Consider the following 15,162-nt stretch of genomic DNA (forward strand, 5'->3'; position numbering starts at 1 on the left):
TTGCGCGGCGGCACACCACTACCGTCGAAGCCGAGCTTTCAGCGGTGAAGGGAGTGCGCGGTGGAGACGAACGGCCGGTCCGACGCCGAGTGGCCTGCGCAGGCGGCGCGCGGATTCCTCGGCAAGGCCGGCATCGAGTTCCGCGCGGCGTTGCGCGAGGGCTTGGACAGGGCGATCGCGCTGCTGGAGGATTTGGACGAATCGGGTCTGGTGTTGGCCAGACTCGAATTCGCGGCGGCGCAACGGGCCCGTGAAGGCGTCCCGATGGAAGCGGTGCTGCGCGCCGTATACGACGGGGTGCAGTGGTGCACGGACGCCGTCGCCGCGACAGCCCGCAATTCGGCGCCGGACCGGAAAGTCGACGGCGCCCGCGTGGCGGAGGCGCTGGAATTGTTGACCGCCACCGTGAACCGCGCGTACGGGCATCCGCGGTGAGGCCGGTCCGAGTTTCGATACCGCGCGTCGACCGTCGGCCACGCCCGCAATATCGAACGCGCCGGTAACATTCGGGAGTAATGCCGACCGTTCCCCGCAGGCATCCGGTCGGATTCGAACTCCGCGATAACCGGACGCCGTCGAAGCAGACCGCAGGTACCACAAACCGGTTGGTTGGCCGGGGTGAATCCGCCGAAATCCCCAATTCTTTTCCCTCGGAAATCGATGGCCCCGGACCATTCAGCCGCCTGCCAGCACGACCGAGCGTCCGTTGCGCGGCTGCGCGGGCCGATTGGTGTGCGGGAAAAGCGCGCGGTAGCGCTCGATCTCGGCGGCGGCGACGGTGACCGGATTATGCAGCACGGTCCACGCCACGCCTTCGGTGCACGGGGGAGTCGTGAGTGAACCGGCGTACCGGAATTGGGTGCGATCACCGGGTAGGAAGGTGCGCGGATCGACCGGGCCGAGCGTTCGCTTCTCGCCCGCGCGCGGCAGATCGGTCAGCACCGATGCGAACGGTGAGTTCGGTCCCTCGGTCAGCAGCACGGCGAGCACCGCGAGTCCGCCGGCGGCGTCGCGGTGCACCAGGTGCAGTTCCATGGCCGTGCCGACGCCGTCGATCGTATGCTCGCTCGGCGCGTGGAAATGGAACTGGGTCAGGGTGAATGCGCGGCCGCCGACGACGATGCGGTGCGGGCTGCCCTCGGGTAGGTTCGCCTGCACGGTGTGTCCGGTGTTGACGAGTTCGACCGAGGCGACGGGGCCGTAATCGATGTCGATGTGATCGCGGGAATCGACCGGGGCGTGGTCGGCGAGGTCGATCGGCGACTGTTCGGCGCCGCGTCCGCACACGGTGTAGCGGTTGTCGATGTCGGCCCAGTGGTCGGGACCGTCCGCGTCGTAGTCCCAGTGCGGCGGCGCGGGGGTCGGTTCGACATCGGATCGCCCGTCGGGGGAGCCGCAGGCGGACAGGGCGAGCAACGCGGTCGCGGCGAGCAGGCCGCGGCGGCCGATCACCGCGCGGGCGGACGGGACGAACGGGGATGGCGTGGGGATCGACACCGGAGAACTCCTTGCGGATGACGCGGATCACCGCACGGCCTTACGTTGCCCTCGCGCATCTGGCTATCGCGGGGCGAACCGCGCCGGACGCGACCGCATTCGATTCACGAGTCCGATGGAGTCGTGAATACCACTGTGTGACACTACGTTTCGTAGTAGACGGTGCTGTCAGCGTAACCCCGCCTGCCCGGTCCTGTCAGGAGTCGAGGACGGCGATCTGCGTCACAGGAGTCGGTCAGAGATACGGGACGAGCAGATCGATCGCTTGCGCGGTCCAGGACCGCAGATGCGGATCGCGCGTCGCGTCGCGCCGATCGAAGGCGTAGGTCATGGCCACCCCGCGCATGCTCGTGGTCAGCAGTTCGCGGATGCGCGGATAGTCGGGATGGGAGTTGACCGGCGCGCCGAACATGGCGTCGGTGGAGGCGCGGATCTCGCGATAGAGCACCCGCTCCTCGCGTCGCAGGGCCGCGCGCAATTCCTCGTTGTGGCGCGCGGCGACCCACAACTCGGTGGCCGCCCAGAAATAGTCCTGGTGATAGGACGCCCACAGGGTCTCCACCACCGCGCGCACCCGCTCGGCCGGATCGCGCGGCCACCTCACCTGCGACCCGAGCGCCTCGAAACGCGCCGAGGCCAGATGTTGCACGGCGGCGACGAGCAGCGCGTCGCGGGAGGGGAACTGGTGCAGCAGACTGCCCCGGCTGACCCGCGCGAGCTGCTGGATGCGCAGGGTGGATGCGCCCGCGTAGCCGTGGTCGACCAGCGCGCGCACAGCGGCGTCGAGAATGCGGTGCTGGGTGATCAGTCCGCGGGCTTGCGGCGGCCGTTGCTGCGACATGCATCCAAAATAGTCAACATTGACTAGTCTGTGGGCCGCCGCCTAACATGCGACTGGGCGGTCGACCCGAACGGAGCTGCCGGACCGATTACGCGCCACGAACTTTCGCCTCGCCACTGTTGTCGATTGCCGTTGCCGTCGATGACCTGCGGCGATCGCGCGTCGCGGCCTCTACGAGTTGGGAATGCTATGTCGTACACGCTGTCCACGTCGTTCACCGAGACCTTCGGCGTCCGGTATCCGATCGTGCAGGGCGGGATGCAGTGGGTCGGTCGCGCCGAACTCGCCGCCGCAGTGTCGGAGGCGGGCGGCCTCGGGATGATCACGGCCCTGACCCAGCCCACGCCCGCCGACCTGGCCAAGGAGATCGAGCGCGCCAGGACGCTGACCAGCAAGCCGTTCGGCGTCAACCTGACCATCCTGCCCTCGATCAACCCGCCGCCCTACGACGAGTATCGGCGCGTGATCGTCGATTCCGGTATCACGATCGTGGAGACCGCCGGGTCCAATCCGGAACCGCACATGGCGATGTTCAAGGAACACGGCGTCCGGGTGCTGCACAAGTGCACCAGCGTGCGGCACGCGGTGAAGGCGGAGAAGGTCGGCGTCGACGGGGTCAGCATCGACGGGTTCGAATGCGCGGGCCATCCCGGCGAGGACGACATCCCGGGTCTGGTGCTCATTCCCGCCGCCGCGTCCAAGCTGACGATTCCGATGATCGCCTCCGGCGGATTCGCCGACGGGCGCGGTCTGGCCGCCGCGCTGGCACTGGGTGCCGACGGGGTGAATATGGGCACGCGGTTCATGTGCACCACCGAGTCGCCGATCCACGAGTCGATCAAGCAGGTGATCGTCGACTCCGACGAGCGCGAGACCGACCTGATCTTCCGCCCGCTGCGCAATACCGCGCGAGTGGCGCGCAACACCGTGTCGCGCGAGGTCGTCTCGATCCTGAACGAGGGCGGGCAGTTCGAGGACGTGCGCGAGCTGGTCGCCGGTGCGCGCGGGCGCACCGTCTACGATCTCGGCGATCCCGAGGCGGGCATCTGGACGGTCGGTATGGTCCAGGGCCTTATCCACGACATCCCGTCGGCGGGCGAGTTGGTCGAGCGCATCGTCGCCGAGGCCAAGAGCGTTCTGGACAAGGCGGTTTCCCGCTTCGCCGATCCGGTGCTGCTGGACGCCTGAGTGTCTCGAGTCCGCGCCGCCGGGATGCCCGGCGGCGCGGACTTCTTCGTTCCACGGGCGCGGCGTTTCCGATGGGCGGAGCGTTTCCGATGGGCGGGGCATTTTCCCGGGGCGTCTCGGGCGGCGGAGGCGTACCGCCGGTTACCCTCGCGCCCGCGGTTGTTCATCGCGTGTTCGTGTGCGAAAGTGGAAGCGGTCGATGTGGACCTGTTGACCGAGTCACACTGTCGCACGGGAGATTACGAAAGGCGAGCGGGCTCGCGCCCACTGTGGAACCAGACGGTTCCCCCGGTCTGTGAACCCGTTTCGGGGTCGAATCCGGAGTTTGCTCGGATTACTTACCGGTAGGTAACCAATCGTGTTGCCGTCGAGAACGTTTCACGCGCAAACCTGCGCGTTATGTGATGTTCCTCACTGCACTCTGGGGCATTTCAATAGCCGGTGTGCATGATTTTGCAGCCTCTACCAGTAGATCTGATGATCCGTCAGAAATCCATGTGACATTTCCATCTCGGATTACTCTGGCGCGCTTGCCCTTCGCCTGCTGTGCCGGATGTGCGCGACACCGTTTGCACCCCTGCCGGACGGTCGAGTGGTCTATCGTCGGCGTCGGTCCCGGTCGGAAGCACACAACGGTAGTGAGTAAGTCGTCTCGGGCCGTTTGTCGGTAGATGCCCGAACCCAGTCGTCAACCCGTGGCGACATTCACGAGCACCGAGGTCACCATGCGCCAGAGCCCCAACGCGGAACACGGCGGGTCGCGAGAGAACCGCCAGCGACCCGCTCTACCACGGCGGACATCGGCGGCATCGGGATCGGTCGGACGCGCTGACCTGCCCGCGGATCTGGTCGTGCGCGCGGCGAGCGCCATCGCCGCGTGGGCGAGCGCCGACGCCGATCGCCCGAAATGGCGCGATCGTCACGAATTCTCGGTGCAGAATGCCTTCGACTTCGATCGCTTCGGTCCGATGTTCGGAGTCAACTGACCATCGATCGAGCTGCCCGCGCCCGCGGGGGTCCCACGACCCGCAGCGGCGTGGGCCGGGGGTGGATGGAGCGGAGCCGAAACTGAAACAGGTTTCCGCGTAAACAATTTCAAAGAAGACGGGTCGCCGTGCGTCCCGAACGGAAGGGGAGCGATGTCCTCGTGGAATACGGTGCTTTACGCCGGTGTGGCGGGTCTCGGGGCGGTGGTCCTGCTCGCGATCGTGATGCTGGTGTCGGTCGGCAAGATCGACTCCCTCGATCGTCGCGGTGACGGGCTATCCGGACGGGACGACGACGCGGAGTCGTGGGAGCCCGTCGAGGACGCGGAATATCCTGCGCCGCACGATTATTCGAACCGTTTCCAGCAGGCGGCGCCGCATCCGGCGCCCGATGGCCGATTCGGGGCCGGGACGCGTCGCTGATCGTGCGCCGAGCGCCGTGCCCCCGTGGGTGCGGCGCTCGCTCCGTATGTGCCGTGGCACTGCGTGTCATCGGGTGAGCGACGGGGCCCGACAGTGACATCTGCCGAATTTGATTCCCCCCCAGTAGGTTTCGAGTACCGAGACCTGTGCTTCGGCTGCGAGGCGGCTGCGTCGGCCCGGCGAGGCATGCGTGCGTCGACAGGACAGACCGACCGGTCGCCGGGCGGGTAATCGTCGGCGGGGCGTGGTCCGGTGATCACAGAGTTTCGGCCATCCGATAGACCGATACGTGCGAGGGTGAATCGGCGGTGAACTCGCCGCGACTCCAGTCCGCGTGCCGCGACTCCAAGGTCATGCCCGCGAGCTGGGCCATCAGGTCCAGTTCGGCGGGCCAGACGTAGCGGTGCGGACTGCGCCTGACCCGTGCCGTGTCCCCGCCTTCGGGCTCGAACCGGAGGTGATGGGAAACGACCTGCTGACCGACGACGTCGTAGGTGTCGAGCCCCGTATACCCCGGCTCCGATCTCCACACCACCGCGGTGCGCCCCGGCGGCAGCGCGCGGAGTTCGGGCACCCACAATTCGACGACGAAACGCCCCCGCGCGCCGAGATGCCGTGCGGCATTGCGGAAACAGGCGACCTGTTCGGCCTGGGTGAGCAGATTCGCGATGGTGTTGTACACGAGATACACCACCTGGAACTCGCCGGGAACCCGCGTGGTCGCCATATCGCCGACGACGACCGGAATCACCGTCTCGTCCACCTTGTCCCGCAACCGTTCGATCATCGCCGTCGACAATTCGATTCCGCTGACGGGCACACCGCGCTCGGCCAGCGGCACCGCGACCCGCCCGGTGCCGACCGCGAATTCCAGCGCGCGTCCACCCCCGGCGAACTCGGCGAGCCGGTCCACCGTCGGCGTCAGCACCTCGGGCGCGAACATGCCGACGCCGGGGGTGTCGTAGAGCCGAGCGGCTTCGTCGTCCCAGATCTGCTCTTGGCGCATCCCGGTATGTTCTCCGCTCCACCCCTGGACTTCCACCGAATTTCCGCACGGCTCGGCCTACCGTGCGGGGCCCATGCCCGTGAACGGCGTCGTCAGGCCGTCCCGCGACCTCCCGCGGTGACTCGTCTCGTCGTGAGCGTGCCACAGGTGGGTGCGGTAGCACCGTCGAATCCGGTCACGCTGCGTCCAACTCTGCTGGGCCGGGCGGGTAGGTCGTAGGGTCGAGCCGGGGCTGCGTCTCGGTTTCGGTCGAGGCGCGGGCTCGGTATGTCCGCATCGTCGTCTCATCGAGGAGAATCATGGTCGATTCGTCCACATCGCGTCGTCTCGGGAATTCGGGGCTCGCGGTCTCGGTCGTCGGGCTCGGGACCAACAACTTCGGGATGAAACTGGATTTCGAACAGACCAAGGCGGTGGTGCACGCGGCGCTCGATCACGGCATCACGCTGTTCGACACCGCCGATTCCTATGGCGATTCCGAGCAGCGCCTCGGCGAGATCTTGCAGGGTGTGCGCGATGACGTGGTGATCGCGACGAAGTTCGGCAACGATGTCCGGCGGCTCGGCCAGGACAACGGGGTGGACTGGGGCGCGCGCGGGTCGCGACGCTATATCCGCCGCGCCGTGGAGAATTCGCTGCGGCGACTGCGCACCGACTGGATCGACCTCTACCAGTACCACAGCCCCGACCCGGCGACCCCGATCGAGGAAACTCTCTCCGCGCTCGACGATCTCGTGCGCGAGGGCAAGGTCCGCTACCTCGGCCACTCCAATTTCACCGGCTGGCAGGCCGCGGACGCCGAGTGGACCGCCCGCACCCGAGGACTGACCCGCTTCGTCAGCGCCCAGAACGAGTACAACCTGCTCCAACGGGGTGTCGAGGCCGATCTGGTGCCCGCGCTCGAACAGTACGGAATCGGCCTGCTGCCGTTCTTTCCGCTGGCCAGCGGCGTGCTCACCGGCAAGTACCGGCGTGGCGAGCCCGCGCCGGAAGGCAGCAGGATCCGCGCGTGGAATCGCGAATCCACGCTTACCGCGGCGAAATTCGATGTGGTCGAGAAGTTGGAGAAGTTCGCGGCGCAGCGTTCGATCACGGTGCTCGATGTGGCGATCGGCGGTCTCGCCGCCAAGCCCGCCGTGAGTTCGGTGATCGCGGGCGCCACCTCGCCCGAACAGGTCGCCGCGAACGTGGCGGCGGGTAGCTGGCGGCCCACCGCCGAAGATCTCGCGGAGATCGATCGGATCACCGCGCCGAACTGAGCCTTGCTCGCGGTGACTACGAGGGGCAGTGCACGGTGTAGTCCCAGTCGGTGCTGTTGGGTCCGGTGACGCGGACGGTCACCGAGGTCGCGGCGCCCGCCGGGAGGTTCACCACGACCGAGCCGGTGCCCTGGTTGATGTTGTCGCCGACATACCCGGTGCTGCGGACCAGCGAGCCCTCGTAGAAGACCTCGATCAGGTCGGGAATCGCGTAGGTCTCGTAGCTGAGCACGAACGAGGTGGGGCCGCTGCGACCGATCTGGTGCACGGTACTGGTGACTCCCGCGCCGCCGGATTTCGTCGACTGGTTGCACAACTGGGTGAGCGGACCGAAAGACCCTCCGCCGTCGGCGCTTCCGCTTCCGCTGCCGGTGTCACCGCTGCCGCCGCTGCTGCCGCTGCTGCCGCTGGACGGCGCGGCCGAGGCCACCGCGCCCGTGCCGAGGACGACCGCTGCGGCGAGCGCGGGGACCATCATCGCGACCCGCATATCGACAGCGCTGAATACCTTCTTGCCCAACACATTTCCTCCACGATCCGGGGTGGAACATCCGTCGGGACGATGGTCGCACCGCAGCACGCGGGTGTATATCCGATGTTCGCACGACGCGAGTGCGCACGGTTCAGCGTCGGACGAGTTCGGCGGCGAAGGTGTAGTCGCGCTCCCAGTCCGGACCGGACGGCGCGAGGACGACGCGTTCGACGCCCGCCGCGGCGTATTCGGCGAGCCGGTCGGCGGCGGCGGTGACATCGGTCGGGAGCTCGGGTGCGACGACGGTGATCGCCGGTACGGGGCGTCCGTACCGTTCGGCGAGTTCACGCAGGTGCGCGCGGGCGGCCGGAATCTCGCCGGGCTCGGGGCGCAGCACGATCCAGCCGTCGGCGTGCGCGGCCGCGCGCCTTCGTGCGCGATCGCCGTTGCCCGCCACCAGGATCGGCGGCAGTTCGGCGCCGGGGGACAGGGTCACCTCGAGACCGTCGGACAGGGTGGCGGGCTTTCCGGTGACCAGGTCGGGCAGTACGGCGAGCGCCTCGTCGGTGCGCGCGCCGCGTCCGTCGAACGCGACGCCCGCCGCGCGCCAGCCGATGTCACCGTGCGCGGGATTGCCGGTGCCGACGCCGAGGACGATCCGATTCCCGGAGACGTGCTGCAGCGCGGCGATCTGCTTGGCGGCCCAGGCCACGGGACGCAGCGCGAGCAGCATGACGTTGAAGCCGACACGGATGCGGTCGGTGACGGCCGCGGCGGTGGCGACGGTGACGGTGCTGTCGAGGATCGGCGCGCTCGCGATGAGATGGTCCGAGGTCCAGACGGATTCGAGTCCGAGCGCTTCGGCGAGGCGGGCGCTGGCCCGGACGTCGCCGAGGATCGGATGTTCCGGGTCGGGGGTCGACGTGGGCAGGATGACGCCGATGGCGACGGTCATGGATTTCCTCCTCGGGTCGGTGGTGCGCTGACATCGACGCTAGAAGTCCGTCGCGGGCGGGCCAATGCTCGAACGACTCCCGGCCATATCCGTGCCGCTCACCGCCGCGCAACCTCCGTCGCGCGGCTTGCCCGCGTGCGCGAGTAGAAGGGGAGACGAGTGTCAAGGGTTTGAATCAGCCCTGGTCGGAGCTCTGTCGCCGCCGATCGCTCCGCTGAGAGGTGTCGCTGCTCGTAGTAGCATGTGCAAGGCGGCTTCGAAGTCCGGATTGTGTTCTGCATCACATCGCGGTCCCGCTTGACCCTCACATTAATGTGAGGGTTTCAGCATACGTACATGGTCGATCGCATATCTCACCCGAGTGACTCGGACATTGTGAAAGACGGTCCGCGACTGCCGATTCCGGCACTGCTCGCGCTGGCCACCGCCGCGTTCCTCACGGTGCTCACCGAAGCGCTGCCCGCGGGCGTGCTGCCGGGGATGAGCGCCGACCTGAACGTCAGCGAATCCGCCACCGGCCAACTGGTGACGGTCTACGCCATCGGCACCGCGCTCACCGCGATCCCGCTCTCGGTGGCCACGGCGGGGTGGCGGCGCAAACGGCTGCTGCTGGTCGGAGTGGCGGGATTCCTGGTGGCGAATACGGTGACCGCGCTGTCGCTGGTGTTCGCGCTCACCCTGGTCGCGCGGTTCGTCGCGGGCATCGGCGCGGGCGTGGTGTGGGCGCTGCTGGCGAGTTACGCCGTGCGCCTGGCTCCGGAAGCGTTGCAGGGCAAGGCGATCGCCATCGTGATGGCGGGCATCCCGCTGGCGCTGTCGCTCGGCATCCCGGCGGGCACCTTCCTCGGCGACGCGCTCGGCTGGCAGGTCACCTTCGGGGTGATGTCGGCCATCGCGGTGCTGCTGATCGGCTGGATCTCGGTGGTCGTGCCGGACTTCGACGGCCCCGGCCGCGCGGGCCGCATCCCGCTGCTGGCGACCGCGAAGGTCCCCGGCGTCGGCGCGGTGCTGTTCGTCACCCTGACCTTCGTGCTCGCGCACAACATCCTCTACACCTATGTCGCCACCTTCCTGGAGGAGACCGGGCTCGGCGACGCGGTCGGCGAGGTGCTGCTGGTCTTCGGCATCGCGTCGATGGCGAGCATCTGGTTCGTCGGCGTGCACATCGACCGGCGGCTGCGCGTGCTGACCATCGCCGCGACGGTGCTGGTCGCCGTTGCCGTCGCGGTGCTGGCCGTGCTGTCGGGCAACGCGGCGCTGGTGTACGTCGCGGCGGCGCTGTGGGGCCTCGGCTGGGGCGGTGTGCCGACGTTGTTGCAGACCGCGGTGGCGATCGCGGGCGGCGAGGCCGGTGACACCGCGCTGGCCATGCTGGTCACGCTCTGGAATGTCGCGATGGCGGGCGGCGGCGTGGTCGGCGGTGTGCTGCTCGACGCGTTCGGCCCCGAGGTGTTCCCGTGGACCGTGCTCCTGCTGCTGCTCCCGACGCTGGTCGTGGTGATCGCCGCGCGCACCCACGGCTTCACCGACCGCGCTCCAGCGCCGGAACAGGCCGCTCCCGCACCGGCGGTGGCCGAAAAGGACTTGGTATGAAGCAGATTCACCTCGCGGCGCAACTGCCGGGGATCCATCACACCACGGTGTGGTCGGATCCACGCTCCGCCAGCCAGATCGGGTTCGAGTCCTTCGCGCGGCTGGCCCGCACCGCCGAACGCGGCAAGTTCGACTTCTTCTTCCTCGCCGAGGGGCTGCGCCTGCGCGAGCACAAGGGCGAACTGCACGACGTGGACGTCGCGGGCCGCCCGGAGTCGCTGACCGTGCTCAGCGCGCTCGCGGCGGTCACCGAACGCCTCGGCTTGGCCGCGACCGTCAACGCCACCTTCAACGAGCCCTACGAGGTGGCCAGGCGACTGTCCACGCTGGACGTGCTCAGCGGCGGCCGCGCGGCCTGGAATGTGGTGACCAGCTTCGACGCGTTCACCGGCGAGAACTTCCGGCGCGGCGGTTTCCTCGACGAAGCCGACCGCTACGGCCGAGCGGCGGAATTCCTGGCCGTGGCGCGCGAGCTGTGGGACAGCTGGCGCGCCGAAGATGTTCGCGCCGATCAGGTTTCGGGAGAGTTCGTCCGAGCCGACGCGGGCGCGTTCACCCACGGCGGCGAACACTTCGACATCTCGGGGCGTTTCACCACTCCGCCCGGTCCGCAGGGACATCCGGTCGTCATCCAGGCGGGCGAGTCGCCGACCGGTCGTGACTTCGCGGCCCGCGAGGCGGAGGTCGTCTTCAGCAAATACGATCGGCTCGACGAGGCCCGCGCGTTCTATCGAGACGTGAAGTCGCGGGTGGCCGCGCACGGCAGGTCACCCGAACAGGTCAAGATCTTCCCCTCGGTGACCTACGTCCTCGGCGACACCGAGGCCGATGCGCGCGAACGCGCCCGCGAGATCGCCCGCGCCCAGGTCGGGCCGCGCACCGCGCTGATCTACCTGGAGGGATTCTGGGGCCGCGACCTGTCCGATTACGATCCGGAAGGACCGCTGCCCGACATCGACCCCGAGCCGGAAAATCAACTCCTGAAGGGGCATTCGACGTTCCGCAACGGTCGGGCCGAGACCGTGCGGCGCTGGCGCGAGATCGCCGAACAGCGCGGGCTCGGCATCCGCGACCTGGTGATCGAGGTCGCCGCCACACCGACCTTCGTCGGCACACCGCGCTCGGTCGCCGACGCGATCGACGAATTCGCGCAGACCGACGGCGCGGACGGTTTCATCTTCGTCCCGCACCTCACACCCTCCGGCCTGGACGAACTCGTGGACCGAGTGGTGCCACTGCTGCAGGAGAAGGGCGTGTTCCGCACCGACTACACCGGCTCGACCCTGCGCGACCATCTCGGCCTCACCGCCGTATCGAACGAAGCCGTCACACCGAACGAGGCCGCATCGAGGAGAGCTTCATGAGTCTGCGTCTCGCGGTCGCGCTGGACGGCGCGGGCTGGCATCCGGCGGCGTGGCGACTGCCCGACGCGCGGCCCGCCGACCTGTTCACGGTGGGCTACTGGGCCGATCTGGTCGCCGAGGCCGAGCGCGCCGACCTCGACTTCGTCACCGTCGAGGACGCCCTCGGCGTGCAGTCCGCGCGATTCCACCTGCCCGACGACCGCACCGACCAGGTGCGCGGCAGGCTCGACGCGGTGCTGCTGTGCGCTCGCGTCGCGCCGCTGACCTCGCGGATCGGTTTGGTGCCCACCACGAATGTCACCCACACCGAACCGTTCCACATCGCCATGGGCATCGCCACCCTCGACTACGTGAGCAACGGACGAGCGGGATGGCGCCCACAGGTCGCCTCGCGCGCCGCCGACGCCGCGCACTTCGGTCGCCGCACCACCCCGCAATTGACCGACGCCGATCTCACCGGACCCGAGGCCATCGCCGCGGCGCTGGAGGATCTGCACGCCGAGGCGGGCGAGGCCGTCGAGGCGACACGAAGGCTGTGGGACAGCTGGGAGGACGACGCCGAGATCCGCGACGCCGCCACCGAACGCTTCTTCGACCGGAACAAGGTGCACCACATCGACTTTCGCGGTAAGCACTTCAGCGTGCGCGGACCCGCCATCACCCCGCGCCCGCCGCAGGGACAGCCGCTGATCACGGTGCTCGCCCACGCCTGCGCCCCGTTCCGGCTCGCGGCGGGCGGCGCGGACGTGGTCTACGTGACCCCGCATTCGGCCGCCGACGTCACCCGGGTACTCGGCGAGGTCGAGTCGGCGAAGACGGCCGTCGGACGACCGGCGGACCACCCGCTGCTGGTATTCGGCGAACTCGTGGTCTTCCTGGATCGCGAACCGGGCGCCGCCGCGGGCCGCGCACAGCGACTCGACGAACTCGACGGTGCGCCGCTCACCTCGGACGCCGAGATCTTCACCGGGACGCCCGCCGAACTCGCCGACCTGCTGCTGGACCGGCGAGCATCAGGACTCGACGGATTCCGCCTGCGACCGGGCGCCCTCCCACACGACCTGACGCTGATCACCGAGGAGTTGGTGCCCGAATTGCGCCGCCGCGGCGCGTTCGCCCCGGACCGCGAGGCGGACACCCTACGCGGCAGACTCGGCCTGACCAGGCCGCTCAGTCGCTACGCGGCGGTCGTCCAGAGCCTGTAGCAGTGGGTGGGCCGGTGTCCGTTGGTGCGGCGCGATGGTGTGCAGCGCCCACCACAGACTCGCCAGATTGGTGCTGAGCAGCACCGGCCCCGCACCTACGTCGAGGGTTCGCAGCGCGGCGAGGGTGTGCATGCCGGTGCCGGTGAACAGCACGGCCCGCGCGTCGTTGGTAGGCAGCGCGTCGACCTGCTCGAGCAATTGTTCGGTGGTCACGAGGTACGGGTCGTAGGTCGTGGGGTTCGCGCGCACCAGCGCGACCGCGTCCACCGCGATGCCCGCGGCTTCCCAGTACACGCGCGAGATGTCGGTCAGCCAGGGCTCGTAGGGGGAGACGAGGGTGATCCGGTCGATGCCGAGCGCCTCGAAGGCGGCGAGGATGGTGAGCGGGCTGGAGACGACCGGAAAACCCGCGCGCTCGGTGAGTTCCGCGCACGCCCGCCGGTCGCCCTCGGGTGACAGCAGGTAATGCGAAGCATTGCAAGCGATCACGAGCGCGTCGAGATCGAGCGCGCCGAATCGCGAGATCGTCTCCGGGAGGGCCTCGATCCATTTGTCGAGAGTCTCCCGCAGCGACAGTCCGGGGTACACCGGTAGTCGTGAGGTGTGCACATTCAGCCGATCACCGGCCAGTCGCGTGTATTCGGGTTCGGCCGTGGGGTTTTCGGGCGGGACGACGAGTCCGAGCCGGGGAGTATGACCAATGTCCATGGGGAAGAAGGTAGGTCGACGCGCGCTCGCCGGACGAGGGCTCACCGAGTGATTTGACCACGCCCTGACCACACCTGGCCGAGGCCGGATACCGGCTGACAGTGCCTCACATTTCCTGACGTTCCCTGACCTGCGATTCATTGACCGTCGCGCCGCGAGCGGACAAGATCGTTCTGACGGCCGGTTCGCCGAAAATGACTCTTACACAGTCGATCACAGCGTATTCGGCGGGTCGGATCAGCGGCGTCGAGTGCGCGGAATTCGAAAGGATGAATGCGATGGTTGTCGCGGAAAACAGACCACAGCGCCTACTGTCGGGCCCATGTCCGGCCGCGAGATCGGCACGGGCCGAATCGACGGACGCGCCCGAAATATCAGCGGGAACAACGCGGCAGGCCGATCAAAGGCATTCGCATGCCCCCGAGTGACACCATCACCATGTCGGCGACGCTGGCCGCCGACGCGGCACTCGCCGCCCGCCGCGCCGCGGGCGAATCCGTACTCTTCATGGCGAGCGGCGAAATCGGCTTACCCGCCCATCCCGAACTGCGCGACCGACTCGCCGCGGCCGCCGACGTCCACGACTACGGCCCCGTGGCGGGCAGCCCGGAACTGCTCGCGGCGGCGGCGGGCTACTGGAACCGGCGCGGCATCGACGCCGACCCCGGACTCGTCGTAGCCGGTCCCGGCAGCAAGCCGCTGCTGTTCGGACTGCTGCTCGCCATCGGCGGCGACGTCGTCGTACCGGTGCCGAGCTGGGTCAGCTACGCCGCCCAGATCCGGCTCGTCGGCGCGCGCCCGATACCCGTGCCGATCCGGCCGGGACAGGGCGGCGTCCCCGATCCCGACCTGCTGCGCGCGGCCGTGCGCGAGCACCGCGCGGCGGGCCGCGACGTGCGCGCGGTGGTCGTCACGGTGCCCGACAACCCCACCGGCACCTTCCCGACCCCGGAGACGACCACCGAATTGATCTCCGCCGCCCTCGATCTCGACCTGATCATCATCTCCGACGAGATCTACTGCGATCTGGTGTTCGGTCCGGCGCCGGTCTCGCCCGCGCGCCTGGCGCCGGAACGCACCGTCGTCACCACCGGCCTGACGAAGAGTTTCGCGCTCGGCGGCTGGCGCATCGGCATCGCCCGACTCCCGGACGCCGCCCTGCGCGAGCGGCTGGCAGGCGTGGCGAGCCAGATCTGGTCGAGCCCGGTCGCGCCGATCCAGCGCGCGGCCGCCTACGCCTTCGACGAGCCGCCCGAACTCGTCGACCACGTAGCCGCCGCCCGCGGATTGCACGAGGCCGTGGCGCGGGCCGTGGCCGAGAAGTTCACGGCGGTCGGCGCCGCCCTGGCCCCGGTGCGGGCCACCTGCTACCTGTACCCGGATCTCGAACCGCTGCGCGCCGAACTGGGCCGCCGAAACATCGACAGCGGAGCGGATTTCACCGACCTGCTGCTCGCCCGCCACGGCATCGGCCTGCTGCCCGCGGCCGCCTTCGGGGAACCGGAGCGCTCGCTGCGGGTGCGCGCCTCGGTGAGCAGGCTCTACGGCGACACCGACGACCAGCGCCGCGCCGCGCTCGCCGCCGAGGACCCGGTGGCGCTGCCGTGGATCCGCGACGCCGTCCACCGCATCGGATCGGTGCTCACCGCCGTGACCGGTCGCTGA

The 15,162-nt window shown here is 68.8% G+C and carries 15 protein-coding genes; 9 read left to right on the plus strand and 6 right to left on the minus strand.

The features are described 5' to 3' along the window. The first annotated feature begins 60 nt into the window (after positions 1 to 60). On the plus strand, positions 61 to 435 hold the full coding sequence (locus tag IT779_RS23665; protein ID WP_196151592.1) for a hypothetical protein: 375 nt from the start codon (positions 61 to 63) through the stop codon (positions 433 to 435). Positions 436 to 675: 240 nt separating this feature from the next. On the opposite strand, the gene IT779_RS23670 is transcribed toward IT779_RS23665, so the two are convergent. Further along, a complete protein-coding gene (locus tag IT779_RS23670; protein ID WP_332838940.1) occupies positions 676 to 1,497 on the minus strand; it encodes a carbonic anhydrase in 822 nt (273 codons plus the stop codon). A gap of 235 nt (positions 1,498 to 1,732) precedes the next feature. Continuing rightward, a complete protein-coding gene (locus tag IT779_RS23675) occupies positions 1,733 to 2,338 on the minus strand; it encodes a TetR/AcrR family transcriptional regulator (protein WP_196151593.1) in 606 nt (201 codons plus the stop codon). A gap of 189 nt (positions 2,339 to 2,527) precedes the next feature. Here IT779_RS23675 and IT779_RS23680 point away from each other — a divergent pair, with 189 nt between their 5' ends. From IT779_RS23680 to IT779_RS23690, 3 genes are all read left to right on the plus strand, one after another. Then, positions 2,528 to 3,526, plus strand: coding sequence for an NAD(P)H-dependent flavin oxidoreductase (locus tag IT779_RS23680; RefSeq protein WP_196151594.1), 999 nt, complete (start codon positions 2,528 to 2,530; stop codon positions 3,524 to 3,526). Positions 3,527 to 4,221: 695 nt separating this feature from the next. After that, positions 4,222 to 4,512 carry a hypothetical protein gene (locus IT779_RS23685; RefSeq protein ID WP_196151595.1) on the plus strand — a complete coding sequence of 97 codons (291 nt, stop codon included), beginning with the start codon at positions 4,222 to 4,224 and terminating at the stop codon, positions 4,510 to 4,512. A gap of 153 nt (positions 4,513 to 4,665) precedes the next feature. Then, the gene (locus tag IT779_RS23690; RefSeq protein WP_196151596.1) at positions 4,666 to 4,935 is read left to right on the plus strand and encodes a hypothetical protein; all 270 of its coding nucleotides are present in this window, start codon (positions 4,666 to 4,668) and stop codon (positions 4,933 to 4,935) included. Positions 4,936 to 5,191: 256 nt separating this feature from the next. Here IT779_RS23690 and IT779_RS23695 read toward each other — a convergent pair whose 3' ends face one another. Continuing rightward, on the minus strand, positions 5,192 to 5,941 hold the full coding sequence (locus IT779_RS23695) for a class I SAM-dependent methyltransferase (RefSeq protein ID WP_196151597.1): 750 nt from the start codon (positions 5,939 to 5,941) through the stop codon (positions 5,192 to 5,194). A 299-nt stretch (positions 5,942 to 6,240) separates the two neighbouring features. On the opposite strand from IT779_RS23695, the gene IT779_RS23700 reads away from it, so the two are divergent. Next, positions 6,241 to 7,200, plus strand: coding sequence for an aldo/keto reductase (locus tag IT779_RS23700; RefSeq protein ID WP_196151598.1), 960 nt, complete (start codon positions 6,241 to 6,243; stop codon positions 7,198 to 7,200). 16 nt (positions 7,201 to 7,216) lie between these two features. Here IT779_RS23700 and IT779_RS23705 read toward each other — a convergent pair whose 3' ends face one another. Both IT779_RS23705 and IT779_RS23710 read right to left on the minus strand, forming a co-directional pair. Next, a complete protein-coding gene (locus tag IT779_RS23705; RefSeq protein WP_408637788.1) occupies positions 7,217 to 7,723 on the minus strand; it encodes a hypothetical protein in 507 nt (168 codons plus the stop codon). A 100-nt stretch (positions 7,724 to 7,823) separates the two neighbouring features. After that, complete coding sequence (locus IT779_RS23710) at positions 7,824 to 8,627, minus strand: LLM class flavin-dependent oxidoreductase (protein WP_196151599.1); 804 nt, start codon at positions 8,625 to 8,627, stop codon at positions 7,824 to 7,826. Positions 8,628 to 9,002: 375 nt separating this feature from the next. On the opposite strand from IT779_RS23710, the gene IT779_RS23715 reads away from it, so the two are divergent. The 3 genes from IT779_RS23715 to IT779_RS23725 are packed head-to-tail and all read left to right on the plus strand — an operon-like array spanning position 9,003 to position 12,789. Continuing rightward, on the plus strand, positions 9,003 to 10,220 hold the full coding sequence (locus tag IT779_RS23715) for an MFS transporter (protein WP_198428864.1): 1,218 nt from the start codon (positions 9,003 to 9,005) through the stop codon (positions 10,218 to 10,220). Next, positions 10,217 to 11,584 carry an NtaA/DmoA family FMN-dependent monooxygenase gene (locus tag IT779_RS23720; protein WP_196151601.1) on the plus strand — a complete coding sequence of 456 codons (1,368 nt, stop codon included), beginning with the start codon at positions 10,217 to 10,219 and terminating at the stop codon, positions 11,582 to 11,584. The genes IT779_RS23715 and IT779_RS23720 overlap by 4 nt, the downstream gene beginning before the upstream one ends. Further along, positions 11,581 to 12,789: an LLM class flavin-dependent oxidoreductase gene (locus IT779_RS23725; protein WP_196151602.1), complete on the plus strand. Its 1,209-nt coding sequence runs from the start codon at positions 11,581 to 11,583 to the stop codon at positions 12,787 to 12,789. The genes IT779_RS23720 and IT779_RS23725 overlap by 4 nt, the downstream gene beginning before the upstream one ends. Here IT779_RS23725 and IT779_RS23730 read toward each other — a convergent pair. Beyond that, complete coding sequence (locus IT779_RS23730; protein WP_196151603.1) at positions 12,724 to 13,497, minus strand: maleate cis-trans isomerase family protein; 774 nt, start codon at positions 13,495 to 13,497, stop codon at positions 12,724 to 12,726. The genes IT779_RS23725 and IT779_RS23730 overlap by 66 nt on opposite strands. A 414-nt stretch (positions 13,498 to 13,911) precedes the next feature. Here IT779_RS23730 and IT779_RS23735 point away from each other — a divergent pair, with 414 nt between their 5' ends. Then, entirely contained in the window at positions 13,912 to 15,162 is a 1,251-nt protein-coding gene (locus IT779_RS23735) for a pyridoxal phosphate-dependent aminotransferase (RefSeq protein WP_232542027.1), read from the plus strand.

It is taken from the genome of Nocardia bovistercoris (assembly GCF_015674855.1).
Classification (GTDB): Bacteria; Actinomycetota; Actinomycetes; order Mycobacteriales; family Mycobacteriaceae; genus Nocardia; species Nocardia bovistercoris.

Coding starts and splice junctions, on each gene's coding strand:
- IT779_RS23675 (WP_196151593.1), bottom strand. CDS start 2,338: ATGTCGCAGCAACGGCCGCCGCAAGCCCGCGGACTGATCACCCAGCAC.
- IT779_RS23680 (WP_196151594.1), top strand. CDS start 2,528: ATGTCGTACACGCTGTCCACGTCGTTCACCGAGACCTTCGGCGTCCGG.
- IT779_RS23690 (WP_196151596.1), top strand. CDS start 4,666: ATGTCCTCGTGGAATACGGTGCTTTACGCCGGTGTGGCGGGTCTCGGG.
- IT779_RS23695 (WP_196151597.1), bottom strand. CDS start 5,941: ATGCGCCAAGAGCAGATCTGGGACGACGAAGCCGCTCGGCTCTACGAC.
- IT779_RS23700 (WP_196151598.1), top strand. CDS start 6,241: ATGGTCGATTCGTCCACATCGCGTCGTCTCGGGAATTCGGGGCTCGCG.
- IT779_RS23710 (WP_196151599.1), bottom strand. CDS start 8,627: ATGACCGTCGCCATCGGCGTCATCCTGCCCACGTCGACCCCCGACCCG.
- IT779_RS23720 (WP_196151601.1), top strand. CDS start 10,217: ATGAAGCAGATTCACCTCGCGGCGCAACTGCCGGGGATCCATCACACC.
- IT779_RS23725 (WP_196151602.1), top strand. CDS start 11,581: ATGAGTCTGCGTCTCGCGGTCGCGCTGGACGGCGCGGGCTGGCATCCG.
- IT779_RS23730 (WP_196151603.1), bottom strand. CDS start 13,497: ATGGACATTGGTCATACTCCCCGGCTCGGACTCGTCGTCCCGCCCGAA.
- IT779_RS23735 (WP_232542027.1), top strand. CDS start 13,912: ATGCCCCCGAGTGACACCATCACCATGTCGGCGACGCTGGCCGCCGAC.